This window comes from Corynebacterium sp. ED61 (assembly GCF_015233855.1).
In the GTDB taxonomy this organism is placed as follows: Bacteria; Actinomycetota; Actinomycetes; order Mycobacteriales; family Mycobacteriaceae; genus Corynebacterium; species Corynebacterium dentalis.
In genome coordinates this window covers 32,877-48,529 of the sequence record NZ_JADGIT010000008.1, presented here as the reverse complement: position 1 = coordinate 48,529, position 15,653 = coordinate 32,877, and the positions used below count along the sequence as shown (strand labels likewise).

Below are 15,653 nucleotides of genomic sequence, written 5' to 3'. Positions count from 1 at the left end.
GTTGTGCCTACCCTGCACCTGAGGGGTTTAGGCGCCCACTGTGGTTCCGAATACCCAGCCTATGCCGAAGGTGACCAGCAACGCCAGCCCTCCTCCCGCCACCAGCCGTGTAACGGCCTTGGTTCGACTACCTTCACTGATGCGTGCAGAAATGGAACCAGTGATGGCCAGCGCCATCAACGTGGCCACAATGGTCATCCAGGCTTTGGCTCCCTGCGGTGCAACAATGGCTACGATCAGAGGCAGAATCGATCCGAGGACAAACGAGAAAGCCGAAGCTGCCGCAGCCGCCCAAGGACTAGTGAGGTCCTCCTCGTCCAATCCCAGCTCCACACGTAAGTGACCAGCCAAACGCTGCTGCGGGGACATTTCTTCGGCGGCAGTGAGCGCGGTGGCACGAGACATGCCCAGTTCCTGTAGAGAAGTCACTATGTCTTTAGTTTCTGAGGCGGGATCTTTTTCGTGCGCCTCGCGGTGGATTGTGACCAACTCACGCTCGGTATCCCGCTGCGCGGAGACAGAAACGTATTCTCCGAGAGCCATCGAAACGGCACCTGCAGTAACAGCGGCCACCCCGGCCGTCAGGATCGCGGAAGCGCTGGAACCCGCAGCAACCACGCCCACGATAATTCCGGCGGTAGAGACGATGCCGTCATTAGCACCGAGGACCCCCGCGCGGAGCCAATTAAGTTTTGCAGCGAGCCCGCTATCTTGCTGGGCATTGTGAGTTTCATAAGACATGAACGCGAGCTTAGAAAGTGGTGTGACCTGCGTCAACGATGCATAGCCTGTGCACAGTGAGGAAATGCTTGCATTAGCCTGCAGTCCAGAAGCCAGCACGTGCAGCTGGATTAGAAGGGCTACTTCTCCGCAGGCACGATCAAGGTGACGTTTTCTTCATCGACTATTTCCGTGGAGAAGTTGGCGTCGGAAAAAGAAACCACGCCTGCCACCACATCGCAGAAGGCCTGCGCGGCACGGTCGGCAGGAATGGAGACGTCGGCTAAAGCCAGCTCGCGGGCCACCAAACCCTTGTAGTGCTTGTTGAAGTGGCTGACCACCTTGCGCGTGCCGTCCGGATACAAGGACTCCACCCGTAGCTTCAGAGAACCGGGCACGGGGCCGAGATTCAGATAGCCGCCGGAGCGCAGATCAATGATGGCGTTATCGTCCGCAGGCAACTGCGCCTGCCACTGCTCGAGAGCGGGAGTCAGCACGCCAGACCAGCGGGAACGAACGGTAACGTGATCAGCCTTGCCGCGCAGCTTGAGCTTGGAGCCGGCAGACAGGCGGTAGTAGGGGATGAGGTCCTCGGCGCCGATCACACCAAACAAAGCGGAACCGATGGCCAACTTTTCCCGCGCGGCGGAATTCAACGCGGTGCCGGTGCGCTCGCCGATGACATCCAGCGCGTCGTAGGCCACTCCCGTATAGCGCTCGATGGCGGGCATGGTCGGGGAGGTGAGCAACTCCTTATTGTGGCTGAGCTCGCCGACCTGAGAATCGCGGAGACCGAGTAGCGGTTGGGCCACCTTCGGGGACATGGAAGTCAGGCTCGTGGCGATCTGCTTGCGCACCGTCGTCACCGAGGAATCAACGTTTGAAAGGAACAGCTCCGAAAGTTCCAACGGGGCGGAATCGCCACCCACGGCCTTGGTTTCTGACGGAGGTAGGATGATCAGCATGCATCACATTTTAAGGGGTGCTGGATAAAAGCCCCCTTTGGGTATGTGAGCAGTGCCGCAGGTTGTAGGCTAGCCCTCATGATCACCCGGATGTCTCACCTATTTTTGCGCACATTGCGCGATGATCCCGCCGATGCGGAGGTCCCTAGCCACAAGCTTTTGGTCCGCGCAGGCTACGTTCGACGAGTGGCACCCGGTGTGTATTCGTGGCTCCCGTTGGGCCTGAAGGTACTGCGCCGCGTGGAGGACGTGGTGCGCAAGGAAATGAACGCCATTGGTGGACAGGAACTGATGTTCCCCGCCCTGCTTCCTCGCGAGCCATACCAGACCACGGGCCGCTGGGCCGAGTACGGCGATGCGCTGTTCCGCCTGAAGGACCGCAAGAATGGCGATTACCTCCTGGGCCCTACCCACGAGGAAATGTTCGCATCCATCGTGAAGTCCGAGTTCAGCTCCTACAAGGACTTCCCGGTTACCCTCTATCAGATCCAGACCAAGTACCGCGATGAGGAGCGCCCACGCGCCGGCATCCTTCGCGGTCGCGAGTTCGTGATGAAGGATTCTTACTCCTTCAACCTCGACGATTCTGGCCTGGAAGAGTCCTACCAAGCTCACCGCGGTGCCTACCAGCGCATCTTTGACACCTTGGGCATCGAGTACGCCATCTGCTTCGCCACCTCCGGCGCCATGGGCGGATCTGCTTCCGAGGAGTTCCTCGCAGTGGCAGAACACGGCGAGGACACCTATGTACGCTCCACTTCCTCTAACTATGCGGCCAACGTAGAGGCCGTGGTCACCGTTGCGCCCGAGGCCAAGCCGATTGATGGACAGCCCGAAGCAACCGAGTACACCACTCCGGATTCCGAGACCATCGCCGCATTGGTGGACTGGGCCAACGGGGAAGACGTCACGATTGATGGCCGCACTGTGGAAGCCGCCGACACCCTGAAGTGCATCGTGGTCAAGGTCACCGAGCCGGGAGTGGACGAGGCCGGACAGCCGCACGAGCCCAAGCTCACCGGCGTTCTGGTCCCTGGCAACCGCGAGGTAGACATGAAGCGCCTCGAGGCAGCCATGGAGCCCGCCGCTGTGGAGCTGGCGGTTGAGGATGACTTCAAGCGCAACCCGTTCTTGGTCAAGGGTTACGTGGGCCCACGCGGCTTGGCCGCCAACGGCGTGCGTGTGTTGGCCGATCCTCGCGTGGTGGAAGGCACCTCGTGGATCACCGGTGCCGACGCCAAGCATCGCCACGTTGTGGGTCTTGTCGCAGGTCGGGACTTCACCCCAGATGGCTACATCGAGGCCGCTGAGGTCATGGAAGGCGACCCATCTCCGGACGGCGAGGGCACCCTGACGCTGGCTCGCGGCATCGAGATTGGCCATATTTTCCAGCTGGGACGCAAGTACACCGAGGCCTTCGATGTGCAGATCCTCGATGAGTTCGGCAAGCGTGCCGTGCCCACCATGGGCTCCTACGGCATCGGCGTATCCCGCTTGGTGGCCGTCATCGCCGAGCAGATGCACGACGAAAAGGGCTTGCGTTGGCCAACTTCAGTGGCTCCATTCGGGGCGCACGTGGTCATCGCCAATAAGGATGCCGCCGCAGCAGAAGCAGCGGAAAAGCTGGCCGAGCAGTTGGATGACAAGCGCATCGAGGTTCTGCTGGACGACCGTCCGAAGGTTTCCCCCGGCGTGAAGTTCAAGGACGCCGAGTTGTTGGGCATGCCGCTGGTGGTCGTTGTGGGCCGTGGATTTGCCGACGGCAAGGTTGAACTGCGTAACCGTCTGACCGGTGAGACCGAGGAAATCAACTACGACGACGCAGTAGCGACCATCGAGTCCGCGCTGGACTAAAACCGCTGCGTGTTACTGATCCTGCGTGGCCTCCGCGGCGATGCGGGATTGCTCCTGTGCTAGGTAAACAAGCCAGTGGGCGGCGTAGCGTCGGTCATCGACCGCGCGGGGCCCTAATGTGGCCTCCCGTAGATCATCGGTGACGGTGGGCGTGATCTGCTCGATAAACGACATGACCTCTGCTGAATTCTCGGGCTGCTCTAGCCCCTCGCGGAGGGTATAGCCGGCGGGAAATGGGGCGGGCGAGGTTCCGTCCAGTGATTCCGCGTGTGCGGTGAGATCTTCCTCCAGCGTGCGCAGTGCGCAGCGCAGCGGGCGAATCTCCCAGGCATGCGTGCCATCATCTTTGGCAAGACCCAACCCCGTGGCGAACCATCCGGCGTGTGCCGCTTCGCGAACTTTTTCAAACTCGGGGGAGTACTCGGTCAGGGGAAGTTCAGACAGCTCGTCTGGATCGAGGTCACCCAAGACGGGTGCCATGTCCGTAGCCAAATCTAGTAATAGCTCCGCGCTGGGCTGATTCTTGTCTGGCTGGTCGGCGGTGTTGTTTGAGCTGGTTTCGCTGCCGTCCGAGCTGGAAGCGGCGATCGGTTCCGCAGAAACCACAGCATCGATCAGGGAATCGTTGAGTGAGCCGATGGTGATGCCAGGGTCTACGGCAGCCGCGTCCGCTTGCGCCTCATCAGTACATTCCGCGGGAGCATTGCCCTCGCTGTCTTCTCCACACAGGCGCAACCATTCTTCACGCACGCTGTTTGCTTGGTCCTTCAGCAACTGCCGGGTTGGTTTATCGATATTCGGAGAATCGATGACCTGTTGGTATTCCCCATATAGCTGCACCAGCGTCTGGTTGGCCTCTGGCTCACCAAAGACCGAGCCCAACGGGTCCTCAGCACCGCACGCGCTCGCCCCCATAAGCAGAGCCGAACAACCTAGTGCAGCAGTGAACTTCCGAGCAGCACGGGGTGCGCGCTGAGTCCGCGAATTGGCTCGCGGAGCCGTCACCGCGACGGCGAGATCTGAATCTTGGGGCTGAGTGCTCACGCGTTCCATAGTGCCATCCCGGCATCCTGATATTGTTCTGGACATGGCATTTCCAACTCCTGAGCAGCTCACCAACACCATTGAACCCCTGCTCGCGCAGTTCGGCATGGTGGTCGAAGACATCAAAGTCACCAGGGCGGGCGCAAAGTCGGCAGTGAGGATCGCCGTGGATGCGGCAGACCCCACTGCCGAGCGACCTTCCCTGGACACACTCGAGGAAATCAGCAAGGCAGTCTCACAACTGCTTGACGATTCAGAGGAATCCGGAGCGCTCAATTTTGGACCCGGGTACACCCTGGAACTCACCACGCCCGGAGTGGACTTTCCCCTGACGTTGCCGCGGCACTGGCAGAAAAATGTTGGCAGGCTCGTGAAACTGCCCCAAGGAGGAACGGTGCGAATCCTGCAAGCAGACGAGAGTGGCGTCGTCATACTCACGAAGAAAAAGAAACAACACACGGTGACCACACACGAATTCGGTGATGTGGCAGGTGCAGTGGTAGAAGTTGAGTTCAACAACGTGCCCGGCGATGAAGCCAAACTCATCGGACTGCAACGGCACGAGTATGAGCCGCTGATCGAACAGGCGGACAAGGAGAACAAGTGAACATAGACATCGCCGCGCTGCGAGCGCTGGAAAAGCAGGAAGGCGTAGGTTTCGACGACCTGCTCCGCTCAGTCAAGTACGGACTGCGAGACGCCTACCGCGGGATCACCCGCTACGAAGGCGAAGTGGACGTCTCGATCGATCCTCGCAGTGGCGAAGTGGCGATATACCAGGTGGAACGCGACGAAAATCGCGAAGTCACGGGGCGCCTTGACGATACTCCCGCAGACTTTGGACGCGCCGGTGCACTGGCAGTCCGTGACGTGATCCGCCAAACCATCACCGCAGCGCGCGTGAACCGCAAGTACGATCAGTACGCACATCTGCGCTACACCGTGGTCTCCGGCGTGGTCTCCCGCGATGCCCGCGCCAACGAGCGTGGAATCACCGTGGTTCGCTTGGGCACGGAAGCAGATGGCCTCGACGGACAGATCCTGGCCGCCGAGCAGATCCCCGGCGAGAAGCTGGAGCACGGCCAGCGCGTGAAGGCGTTTGTCACTGACGTCATCAACAACGGCAACCGCAACGTGCAGATCAACCTCTCCCGTACCCACCCAGAGCTGGTCAAAGGTCTGTTCGCGCTCGAGGTTCCAGAAGTGGCCGACGGGTCCGTGGAGATCGTCTCCACCGCTCGCGAGGCCGGACACCGCACCAAGATCGCTGTGCAATCCACCATCAAGGGCCTTAACGCCAAGGGCGCCTGCATCGGGCCGCGCGGACAGCGCGTAGCCGCGATCATGGAAGAGCTCGGTGGCGAGAAGATCGACATCGTTGACTGGTCCGAAGACCCAGCCGTACTGGTGGGCAACGCATTGGCTCCGTCCAAGGTGGTCAGCGTGCGGGTTATCGACCCGGAAATGCAGATTGCGCGAGTGGTTGTGCCTGACTACCAGCTATCCCTGGCTATCGGCAGGGAAGGGCAGAACGCCCGCCTGGCCGCGCGTCTGACCGGATGGAAGATCGATATCCGCTCGGAGACGGATGCGCAGGCTGAGGCTGCGGACGCTGGGGCGGACGACGCTGGGGCTAACGAAGGTCGGCCGGAAGCGGTTAGCGAGTAGCGCGGAGATCCCACGCCAGCGTCGATCTGCCGGGCTTGGTTTCCCACGCCGAGACACTGGCCAGTTAACCGTTTGTTAAACAACCGCGTTATGATGGTTGATGGTCTTGAGCCACATTGGCCGGTTGACGAACCGCATGTCAGCGGACGAAAGGACGTGATGCGCTGGATGAATACTCCAGAAGTATTCCCTCGCACCATCACCCACATTCCGCAACGGACATGCATCGCCACCCGGAAAACAGCACCGCAGAGCCAACTTCTGCGTGTCGTGGCTCAATTCAAGGACAACGGAGACGTGAAGATCGTCCCCGATCCACTACGGCGACTACCCGGTCGCGGCGCGTGGATCATGCCCGAACTGCAGGCATTTGAGATCGCGGAGAAACGACGAGCTTTCCCCCGAGCGTTGAAAGTGTCTGCCAACGCGGACCTCGACGAGGTCCGTGCGTACCTCGTACACAAGCAAGAGAAAGTACCCGATCACTGATGAGCGCACGATGAAGCAGCATCTGCGATGAGCAGCATCAAGTACGGGAGCCGTACGTAGCCGGTGAATTGTCCGGCCTACGGCTCCAACAAACCAAAGGAGAGTAGTGCCCGGAAAGCTACGCGTACACGAGCTTGCGAAAGAGCTCGGCGTAACCAGCAAAGAACTTCTCGCTCAGCTCAAGGAGCAGGGCGAATTCGTCAAGACGGCGTCTTCCACCGTGGAGCCGCCAGTCGTAAAGAAGATGAAAAAGCACTATGGAGAAGCAGGGGAGTCTCAGGACTCCTCCGCTCCCGCCGGCGCTAAGCCGGGGGCTGCAAAGCCCGGTGCCAAACCCACCCCAGGTGCGGTCAAGTCCGCAGGAGCTAATCCTGCAGCTGCGGCAGCCAAGAGCTCCGCAACCCCTGGCCCCAAGCCGGGAGCCACAAAGCCCACCAATCCAGTAGTGGCAAAGGCAGCAACTGCACCAACCACCTCCGTCAAGCCAGGAGCCACCCCGAACACCGCAAATGCGGGCAAGCCGGGAGCTGGCAAGCCTGGTGCAGGCGCCAAGCCGGGCGCGCAGGGCACGAAGCCGGCTGCGAAGCAGTCCGCTTCCGGCCAGCGCGGACAGCAGCCTGCCGGTGGCAGCGCTGCAGCAAAGCCAGGTGCTAAGCCAGGTGCTGGCGCTGCAGGAGCTAAGCCTGGCGCATTCAGGCCAAACCCAGCGGCTGCGGCAGCTAAAACTGGTGCGAAGCCAGGATCCGGCCCGAAGCCAGGATCTGATGCCGGAACCGGAGCAAAGCCAGGCCCGAAGCCGGGCGGACGCGCGCCACGCGTGGCCAACAACCCATTCTCCTCGAACGCGGAGCGCCCAGCGCCTCGCCCACGCGGAGGACAAGCTGGCCCAGGCGATATGCCACGTCCGGGAGCTTCCCGGTCCGGCCAGAGTGGTCCACGTCCGGGCGGTCGCCCAGGCGGTCAGGGCGGTCCTCGTCCAGGTGGCACTCAGGGCCGTGGCGGTAAGCCAGGCGGCGCACCGCGCGGTGGCGCAGAGCGTCAGGGCGGCGGAAGCCGTCCATCGCCAGCAATAATGCCGAGCCATCCAAGCCCGGGTCAGATGCCCAGCAAGTCTGCGGCTGGTGGCCCAGGCGGCGGTCGCGGCCGCGGCGGCTCCGGCGGTCCCGGTGGCGGCCCAGGTGGTCCAGGTGGCCCACGCGGCGGTCGCGGCGGACGTCGCGGTGGCACCGCAGGTGCATTCGGCCGTCCAGGCGGCGCCCCACGTAAGGGACGCAAGTCAAAGCGGCAGAAGCGCAACGAGTACGAGGCAATGCAGGCACCTTCTGTCGTCGGTGGCGTGAAGCTGCCTAACGGCAAGGGTTCCAAGATTCGCCTCGCACGCGGTGCGTCCCTGTCCGATTTCGCGGACAAGATCGATGCCGATGCAGCTGCATTGGTGCAGGCATTGTTTAACCTCGGCGAGATGGTGACCGCTACCCAGTCCGTGTCTGACGAAACCCTGCAGCTGTTGGGTGACGAGATGGACTACAAGGTTGAGGTTGTCTCTCCTGAGGACGAGGATCGCGAGCTCCTCGAGACCTTCGACCTCCAGTTCGGTGAGGACGTCGGCGGCGAAGAGCAGCTGGCACAGCGTCCTCCAGTGGTGACCGTCATGGGTCACGTCGACCACGGTAAGACCCGCCTTTTGGACTCTGTCCGCCAGGCGAACGTCGGTGGCGGCGAGGCCGGTGGCATCACCCAGCACATCGGCGCCTACCAGGTTCCAGTGGAGCTGGAAGGCGAAGAGCGTCTGGTGACCTTCCTGGATACCCCAGGTCACGAGGCCTTCACGGCCATGCGTGCCCGCGGTGCGAAGTCCACGGACATCGCCATCCTCGTGGTCGCAGCGGATGACGGCGTGATGCCACAGACCGTGGAGGCGATCAACCACGCTAAGGCCGCGGATATTCCGATCGTGGTCGCAGTGAACAAGATCGATAAGGAAGGTGCTGCTCCGGACAAGATCCGTGGACAGCTCACCGAGTACGAACTCGTTCCTGAAGAGTACGGCGGTGACACGATGTTCGTGGACATCTCCGCGAAGCAGGGCACCAACATCGATCAGTTGCTCGAGGCTGTGCTGTTGACTGCTGATGCATCGCTGGATCTGCGTGCGAACCCAGAGATGGACGCCCAGGGTGTGGCCATCGAAGCTCACTTGGACCGCGGTCGCGGACCAGTGGCTACGGTCATCATCCAGCGCGGTACGCTGCAAGTCGGCGATTCCATCGTGGTCGGCGATGCGCACGGTCGTGTGCGCCGCATGATTGACGAGCACGGTGAGGATGTCCAGGAAGCTGGCCCATCACGCCCCGTGCAGGTGCTTGGTCTGACTAGCGTCTCTGGCGCTGGCGATAGCCTGTTGGTTGTTGACGATGACCGCACCGCTCGTCAGATTGCGGATCAGCGTAATGCTCGTCGTCGTAACGCTATGCAGGCTCGTTCTCGCAAGCGCGTCTCCTTGGAAGATCTGGATGCGGTGCTGAAGGAAACCAGCACCTTGAACCTGATCCTCAAGGGCGATAACGCCGGTACGGTCGAAGCGCTCGAGGACGCTCTCCTCAAGATCGAGGTAGATGATGAGGTTGCACTGAACATCATCGATCGCGGCGTGGGCGCTGTGACGGAGACGAACGTGAACCTGGCTGCTGCTTCTGATGCAGTGATCATCGGCTTCAACGTTCGCGCCGAGGGTAAGGCAACTGAGGTTGCTAACTCTGAGGGCGTAGACATCCGCTACTACTCCGTGATTTACCGCGCGATCGAAGAGATTGAGTCTGCTCTGAAGGGCATGCTCAAGCCAATCTACGAGGAGCGCGAGATCGGCAAGGCCGAGATCCGTGCGATCTTCAAGGCTTCTGCTGTGGGCCTGATTGCAGGTTGCATGGTGGAATCCGGCAAGGTCCGCCGCAACGCCCAGGTTCGCCTGGTGCGCGATGGCAACGTGGTGGCAGAAAAGGCGAACATCGATTCCCTCCGTCGCGAGAAGGACGATGTCACCGAGGTTTCTGCGGGCTACGAGTGCGGTATGGTTCTGTCCTACCCAGACATCCAGGTCGGCGACTTTGTCGAGGCCTACGAGCTGGTGGAAGTACCTCGCGACTAGTCGCGTAATCTGGTGCAGCACGCACCGCGAGTGGAGCCCCGTCTCCGTGCCCCCGCTTCGGTGGGAGGCCGGCGCGGGGCTCGCTCTCATTTAGGTTTCTTTTTCTTTTTTCCCGACGCCAAACTCTGGTCGGGCGAGTACTACTCAAGGAGTGTTGACGATGGTCGATCACGCACGTGCTGCGCGGATGGCGAAGCGTATCCAGCAGATTGTTGCGACGTCTATTGAACGCGAAATCAAGGATCCCCGGCTGGAGCTGGTGACTATTACGGATGCTCGTGTCACGGGTGACCTGCATGACGCGACGGTGTTTTACACGGTGCGTGGGCGCACGGTGGATGAGGAGCCGGACGTGAAGCTGGCCGAGGACGCGCTGGCTAAGGCAAAGGGTCAGTTGCGCAAGATCGTCGGAGATCAGCTGTCCGTGCGTTTCACGCCGACGCTGTCCTTCGCTGTCGATACTGTTCCGGAAGCTTCTGCGCACATGGAGGAGCTGTTGGAGAAGGCACGCGCTCAAGATGCGGCCATCCGCGAGCGTTCCGCTGGTGCGCAGCCGGCAGGCGAGGCGGATCCTTACCGCAAGGGTGAGGATTCCGAGGAGCAGTAGTGCAGGCTGAGAACGCCACTGCGGGTGCGTCTGTAGACGCTTCGACCCGTCGCATTCTTGGCCTGGCGTGGCCCGCGCTAGTGGTGCTGGCGGCAACGCCGCTGTATTTGCTGCTGGACACGGCAGTGGTGGGCCGGCTGGGTGCACAGGACTTGGCGGCGTTGGCTGCTGGCGCAACGGTGCTGGGCACCGTAACTACGCAGCTGACGTTCTTGTCCTATGGCACTACGGCTCGCGCGGCGCGATTGTTTGGCGCGAACCGGCGCGCGGATGCGCTCTACGAGGGGTTGCAAGCCACGTGGGTAGCGGTATTCGTGGGCGCTGTTCTCGCGTCTGTGGTGTTTGTCGCTTCACCGCAGATCATGCTGTGGCTGGCTCATGATCAGCAGGTCGCGGACAAAGCGAGGGAATGGATGCACGTGACCTGCGCGTCCATCATTCCCGCTCTAGTGACCATGGCGGGCAATGGCTGGTTGCGCGGAATGTCCAACACTCGGCTGCCGTTGTACTTCACGTTGGCGGGCGTGATTCCCATGGCCGTGGCGGTGCCATGGGCGGTCAATCGCTTTGGCCTGGTGGGTTCCGCATATGCGAATGTGCTGGGTGAGTGGATCATCGCAGCGTGCTTTCTGGTCGTTCTAGGGCGTGCATGGGCACGTGAGGGCGATGATCGTTCGATTGCTCCGCGTTGGTCGGTGATCAAGCCGCAGTTGGTGATGGGCAAGGATCTGATCGCGCGTTCTCTATCTTTCCAAGTGGCGTTTCTGTCCGCTGCTGCGGTGGCGGGGCGCATGGGGCCGGCGAGCTTGGCAGCGCACCAGATTCTGCTGCAGCTGTGGAACTTCCTCACGCTTGTGTTAGATTCCATGGCGATCGCTGCCCAAGCTCTGGTGGGGGCGGCGCTGGGAGCCCGTTCGGCGCCTGTGGCCAGGGAAGTAGCGAACCGCGTGCTGCGGTTTTCGGTGCTGGTGGCCGGGCTACTCGCCGTGGTGTTGGCCGCGGGCTACCACGTTTTCCCACGGATATTTACCCAAGACACATCTGTGCTGGACACGATGCAGGTCCCGTGGTGGCTGCTTATCGTGCTGGTGTTGTTGGGTGGAGTGGTGTTCGCCCTGGACGGTGTGCTCCTCGGCGCTGCCGACGTCTCCTTCTTGCGCAACGCGACCATCGCCTCGGTGGTGTTGGGTTTCATTCCCGTAGTCTGGTTGGCCTGGATCTTCAGTTGGGGCCTGACTGGCGTCTGGTGCGGCCTGTTGGCGTTCATCGCGTTGCGATTGCTCGCGGTCTGGTGGCGTTATCGCGGTGATGCGTGGTTGCGCCCTGCCTTGTAGTTCGACGCCAAACGTCATAATGCAACAGCTCTATCTTTTGCCCCACAAACAACTACAATCACTTGAGTAACACCAGTCACAGTTACGTCCAGGAAGGTCAAGGAGATACGTCGTGCGATTGCTGCCCCGCGCTCACACGCGCGCCACTTCTTCCGGCCAGCCTGAAGTCCGTACCCTGTGGGCGGTCAGCGATCTGCACATCAACTCGCCCGGCAATAGGGAAGCGGTCGCGGAATTCGTGCGTCCCAACCATCCCGCAGATTGGCTCATCGTCGCAGGTGACGTGGCTGAGGATGCGGACACTGTCCTGGGAGCTCTACGCGGGCTAGCGGAGCGATTTGAGACGGTGATCTGGGTTCCCGGAAACCACGAGCTGTATTCCCGCGGGGACGATCCCCTCAAGGGGCGCAACAAGTACAAGTACTTGGTAGAGGGATGTCGAAAGATCGGCGTGCTCACCCCGGAAGACCCGTACGTTACTTTCGCGGGACACACGATCGTGCCACTGTTCACGCTCTACGATCACTCCTGGCGTACCCCCGGAACTACACCCGAGGAAGCCATCGCCGCCGCAGAAGAGAGCTCCGTGGTGCTCACGGATCACTACGCCATCGCACCCTTCGTGGACATCCCTGTGTGGTGCAGGGAGCGTCTCAGCTACACCGTCCGCCGCCTGTCCCACGTGGAAGGGCCCACGATCTTGATCAACCACTGGCCTCTGGTGCGCGAGGCGATGGAAAAGGTTGTGCATCAGGAAATTGGGCTGTGGTCGGGGACTCGGCACACCCAAAGCTGGCCTCGAAGATACAAAGCGACCTGCGTGATCTATGGTCATTTACATATTCCGATAGATATTTGCGTCGAAGATGTAACGCACGCGGAGGTCTCCCTCGGTTATCCGAGGGACAGAGAACGAACCTTGCCCCCGCGGCTTAACGCAGGGCGATGGCCATGCCCAGTACTCACAGAGGAGGTGACACGATGAGAAGTGACATCCGCACCAGGACACTGTTCGGCGCGACCGCGACAGATTACGCTGGTCAGTCCGTTCCCGCCGTCATTCCCGAGCCGATGCTGCCCAAAGGCACCCGCTGTGTAGAGCTGCACACCTCATCCGTGAACCTCGACCATTTCTATGATCTTCATCCTGCTGAGCAAGACTTGGTCTCGCACGCCGTGGACCGGCGCAAGGCAGACTTCGGCGATTCCCGCTGGTGCGCGCACCAAGCCATGGCGGATCTTGCAGAAGATGAACCCATCCTCCGCGGCGAGCGCGGAATGCCAGCATTTCCAGAAGGTGTGACCGGATCGCTCACGCACACCGAAGGCTACCGCGCCGCGTTGGTGGGTAGGACTTCTCGTTGGCGTTCTCTGGGAATCGACGCCGAGCCCGCGTCCGCCTTGCCGGAAGGCGTATTCAATGCGATTGCCCGCCCGGAGGAGCAGCGACGCTTGCGTCGACTCGCACGCCACGAAGGCATCGAACACCTAGACAAGGTGCTGTTCTCCGCGAAGGAAACCACCTACAAGACGTGGTTCCCGTTAGCTCGTCGCTTCTTGGACTTCGACGAAGCGGACATCGACATCCGGCCGGATGGCACGTTCACTTCGTATCTGCTGGTGCGCCCCGTGCCCGTGCCCTTCATCGAGGGCTACTGGACCATCCGCAACGGCTTCGTAGTCACCGTCGCTGGCGTGCGCCGCTAGCGCGAACCCGCGCTACTCCATCCCGTCCGGACGGGCCACGAACACGCTCGCCGCACGCTTGCCCTTCTCTTTGAGCAAGGCAATCGCCTTGCCATCCGGAGCCACCGCTGCGTGAACGTCAGTGAGCCCCACCGGCGCCAGCCACTTGCCCAGGGACAAGTCCTGCGCCTGCTCCTGAGTGATGTCCCGCACCGGGAAGCAGCGCGCCATGACCTCATCCAGGCTCAACGACAGCTGTGGTGCCTCCGCTAACTGCTCTAGAGTCACGCTCTCCGCAATGTCGAAAGGTCCGGCGGACGTCCGGCGCAGTGCCGTGAGATGGCCACCAACCCCCAGGGCATCGCCGACATCACGGGCGATAGAGCGAATGTAGGTGCCCGAGGAGCAATGTACTGAGATCGTGGCTGACCAGTGCGGGGAGTCGGAGTTGGCGTCGGAAACAAGACAAACCTCACCCACCTCCAACGAATGTACGGTCACGGGGCGCTCGGGGAGCACCACGTCGTGACCCTCTCGAACCAGTTCGTGCGCCCTGCGGCCATTGATCTTGATGGAAGACACGGACGAGGGGCGCTGCATGATCTCGCCGATCTGAGCCGCGAACGCATCGCGAATGTCTTGCTCAGTCAGCGCGTGCAGCGCCTCCGGCGACGCCTCCGCGAGCACCTCACCCTCGAAGTCATCCGTGAGCGTCGAAGCACCCAGGCGCACCGTGGCCTCATAGCGCTTATCGTGCGTGACCACGTGCGCTAAGAACTTTGTGCCCCGCTCTACGCCCACGACGAGAACGCCCGTGGCCATCGGATCCAGCGTGCCGGAATGCCCCACGCGACGCGTGCCCATGATCCGGCGCATCTTGCCCACCACATCGTGACTGGTCATTCCCGCGGGTTTATCCACGATGACCACCCCGGAACGCTGCAGAATCGTGCCCTCGACGGGACGCGGGCGGTCAGTGGACTGCTGCTTTGGGGAGGGGTGGGAGTGAGTCATGCAGACAGTGTATGACGTAGGCTAAAACACCGTGAATATCTGGTACGGACTGGACAGAGTGCCGCAGGACTTGGGCGAACAGGGAACCGTGGTCACCATCGGCGTGTTCGACGGTGTACACCGCGGACATCAGACTCTGGTGCGCGCGGCAGTAGACGAAGCACGACGCAGGTCAGTGCCGTCTGTCATGTTCACCTTCGACCCGCACCCCACCGTGGTGTTCCGCCCCCAAGCGGTGCCAGCCCTGCTGGCGACCGTGGAGGAGCGCGCCCGCTTAGCTACCGAGATCGGCATTGATCACGTGGTGGTCATCGGGTTCACCAAGGAGATCGCCAGCTGGAGCCCCGCCGAGTACGTGGACAAGGTGCTGGTGGAGCTGCTGAATGCCAAGGCAGTGTTCGTGGGCGATAACTTCACCTTCGGGCACAAGGCAGCAGGCAAGCCGGAGGATTTGCAGCGGCTCGGCCAAGAGCGGGGGATCGATGTCCACGTCCTGGACTTGCTGCAGGACAGCGACCACACCGTCAGCTCCACCTACATCCGCCAGCAGCTGGAAGAGGGCAACATCGAGGCGGCTAACGAAGCGCTGGGTCGGCCGTTCTCTGTGTACGGCGAGGTTACTCACGGTGCCGGTCGTGGTGGACGCGCCCTCGGTTTCCCGACGGCAAACTTGTACTTCCCGGAAAAGTTCGCCTTGCCTGCTGACGGTGTCTATGCCGGTTATCTCACGGTGAAGTCCACGGATCAGGGAAATCCGGAACTCAAGGATGCTCAGCAGGTGGGCACCATGCCGGTGGGAGCCAAGCTGCCAGCGGCAATTTCTGTGGGAACCAATCCCACGTTTGGTCACGAGCCACGCAGCGTGGAGTCCTTCGTGCTGGATCACGAGGCAGACCTCTACGGCTTGGAAGTGTCCGTGGAGTTCCTGCACCGCCTGCGCGGGATGGAGACCTACAACTCGCTGGATGAGCTGATCACGGCCATCAACAAGGACGTCGCGGATACGCGTAGCGTCTTGGACTGATGATGGAGGACTGGTGCCGGGGGACTAGCGCAAGAATTGGCCAGCGCTCCAGGTTTTGGTTGCCGCCGGTTGCCGGTGCTAGGGTAGTTCGGTCTACGACTGT

14 protein-coding genes are annotated in these 15,653 nt (G+C 61.6%); 10 read left to right on the top strand and 4 right to left on the bottom strand.

Annotation, left to right across the window (positions count from 1 at the left end):
* Positions 1 to 27 precede the first annotated feature (27 nt).
* Positions 28 to 741, bottom strand: a complete 714-nt coding sequence (locus IM764_RS08925) for a VIT1/CCC1 transporter family protein (protein WP_099297565.1) — start codon at positions 739 to 741, stop codon at positions 28 to 30.
* Positions 742 to 860: 119 nt separating this feature from the next.
* Positions 861 to 1,685, bottom strand: a complete 825-nt coding sequence (locus IM764_RS08920) for a YaaA family protein (RefSeq protein ID WP_099297057.1) — start codon at positions 1,683 to 1,685, stop codon at positions 861 to 863.
* 78 nt (positions 1,686 to 1,763) lie between these two features.
* Between IM764_RS08920 and IM764_RS08915 the strand changes: the two genes are divergently transcribed.
* Positions 1,764 to 3,539: a proline--tRNA ligase gene (locus tag IM764_RS08915; RefSeq protein WP_099297055.1), complete on the top strand. Its 1,776-nt coding sequence runs from the start codon at positions 1,764 to 1,766 to the stop codon at positions 3,537 to 3,539.
* Positions 3,540 to 3,551: 12 nt separating this feature from the next.
* Here IM764_RS08915 and IM764_RS08910 read toward each other — a convergent pair whose 3' ends face one another.
* Positions 3,552 to 4,583, bottom strand: coding sequence for a hypothetical protein (locus tag IM764_RS08910; RefSeq protein ID WP_194187586.1), 1,032 nt, complete (start codon positions 4,581 to 4,583; stop codon positions 3,552 to 3,554).
* A gap of 43 nt (positions 4,584 to 4,626) precedes the next feature.
* Here IM764_RS08910 and rimP point away from each other — a divergent pair, with 43 nt between their 5' ends.
* The 8 genes from rimP to IM764_RS08870 all read left to right on the top strand — a co-directional run bounded on the left by rimP (position 4,627) and on the right by IM764_RS08870 (position 13,533).
* Entirely contained in the window at positions 4,627 to 5,190 is a 564-nt protein-coding gene (rimP, locus tag IM764_RS08905) for a ribosome maturation factor RimP (RefSeq protein WP_194187585.1), read from the top strand.
* Entirely contained in the window at positions 5,187 to 6,251 is a 1,065-nt protein-coding gene (nusA, locus tag IM764_RS08900; protein WP_099297051.1) for a transcription termination factor NusA, read from the top strand. Before rimP ends, nusA begins: the two co-directional genes overlap by 4 nt.
* 168 nt (positions 6,252 to 6,419) lie before the next feature.
* Positions 6,420 to 6,740 (top strand): YlxR family protein, encoded by a 321-nt coding sequence (locus tag IM764_RS08895; RefSeq protein ID WP_194187584.1) that lies wholly within the window; start codon positions 6,420 to 6,422, stop codon positions 6,738 to 6,740.
* Positions 6,741 to 6,846: 106 nt separating this feature from the next.
* Complete coding sequence (infB, locus tag IM764_RS08890; protein WP_194187583.1) at positions 6,847 to 9,885, top strand: translation initiation factor IF-2; 3,039 nt, start codon at positions 6,847 to 6,849, stop codon at positions 9,883 to 9,885.
* A gap of 160 nt (positions 9,886 to 10,045) precedes the next feature.
* A complete protein-coding gene (gene rbfA, locus IM764_RS08885) occupies positions 10,046 to 10,492 on the top strand; it encodes a 30S ribosome-binding factor RbfA (RefSeq protein WP_099298595.1) in 447 nt (148 codons plus the stop codon).
* Positions 10,492 to 11,826, top strand: coding sequence for an MATE family efflux transporter (locus IM764_RS08880; RefSeq protein WP_099298596.1), 1,335 nt, complete (start codon positions 10,492 to 10,494; stop codon positions 11,824 to 11,826). The genes rbfA and IM764_RS08880 overlap by 1 nt, the downstream gene beginning before the upstream one ends.
* A gap of 112 nt (positions 11,827 to 11,938) precedes the next feature.
* Positions 11,939 to 12,811: a metallophosphoesterase gene (locus tag IM764_RS08875; RefSeq protein ID WP_234990849.1), complete on the top strand. Its 873-nt coding sequence runs from the start codon at positions 11,939 to 11,941 to the stop codon at positions 12,809 to 12,811.
* Between the two features lie 86 nt (positions 12,812 to 12,897).
* Complete coding sequence (locus IM764_RS08870) at positions 12,898 to 13,533, top strand: 4'-phosphopantetheinyl transferase (protein WP_099298819.1); 636 nt, start codon at positions 12,898 to 12,900, stop codon at positions 13,531 to 13,533.
* A 12-nt stretch (positions 13,534 to 13,545) separates the two neighbouring features.
* Here the strand turns inward: IM764_RS08870 and truB are convergent, their stop codons facing one another.
* The gene (gene truB, locus IM764_RS08865; protein WP_255510495.1) at positions 13,546 to 14,415 is read right to left on the bottom strand and encodes a tRNA pseudouridine(55) synthase TruB; all 870 of its coding nucleotides are present in this window, start codon (positions 14,413 to 14,415) and stop codon (positions 13,546 to 13,548) included.
* Positions 14,416 to 14,557: 142 nt separating this feature from the next.
* On the opposite strand from truB, the gene IM764_RS08860 reads away from it, so the two are divergent.
* Positions 14,558 to 15,550, top strand: a complete 993-nt coding sequence (locus IM764_RS08860) for a bifunctional riboflavin kinase/FAD synthetase (protein ID WP_099298598.1) — start codon at positions 14,558 to 14,560, stop codon at positions 15,548 to 15,550.
* Positions 15,551 to 15,653 lie beyond the last annotated feature (103 nt).

Excerpts from the sequence above, each read along its gene's own strand:
- IM764_RS08870 (WP_099298819.1), top strand. The coding sequence starts at position 12,898 with ATGCTGCCCAAAGGCACCCGCTGTGTAGAGCTGCACACCTCATCCGTG.
- rimP (WP_194187585.1), top strand. The coding sequence starts at position 4,627 with ATGGCATTTCCAACTCCTGAGCAGCTCACCAACACCATTGAACCCCTG.
- rbfA (WP_099298595.1), top strand. The coding sequence starts at position 10,046 with ATGGTCGATCACGCACGTGCTGCGCGGATGGCGAAGCGTATCCAGCAG.
- truB (WP_255510495.1), bottom strand. The coding sequence starts at position 14,415 with ATGACCAGTCACGATGTGGTGGGCAAGATGCGCCGGATCATGGGCACG.
- IM764_RS08920 (WP_099297057.1), bottom strand. The coding sequence starts at position 1,685 with ATGCTGATCATCCTACCTCCGTCAGAAACCAAGGCCGTGGGTGGCGAT.
- IM764_RS08915 (WP_099297055.1), top strand. The coding sequence starts at position 1,764 with ATGATCACCCGGATGTCTCACCTATTTTTGCGCACATTGCGCGATGAT.
- IM764_RS08895 (WP_194187584.1), top strand. The coding sequence starts at position 6,420 with ATGAATACTCCAGAAGTATTCCCTCGCACCATCACCCACATTCCGCAA.
- IM764_RS08925 (WP_099297565.1), bottom strand. The coding sequence starts at position 741 with ATGTCTTATGAAACTCACAATGCCCAGCAAGATAGCGGGCTCGCTGCA.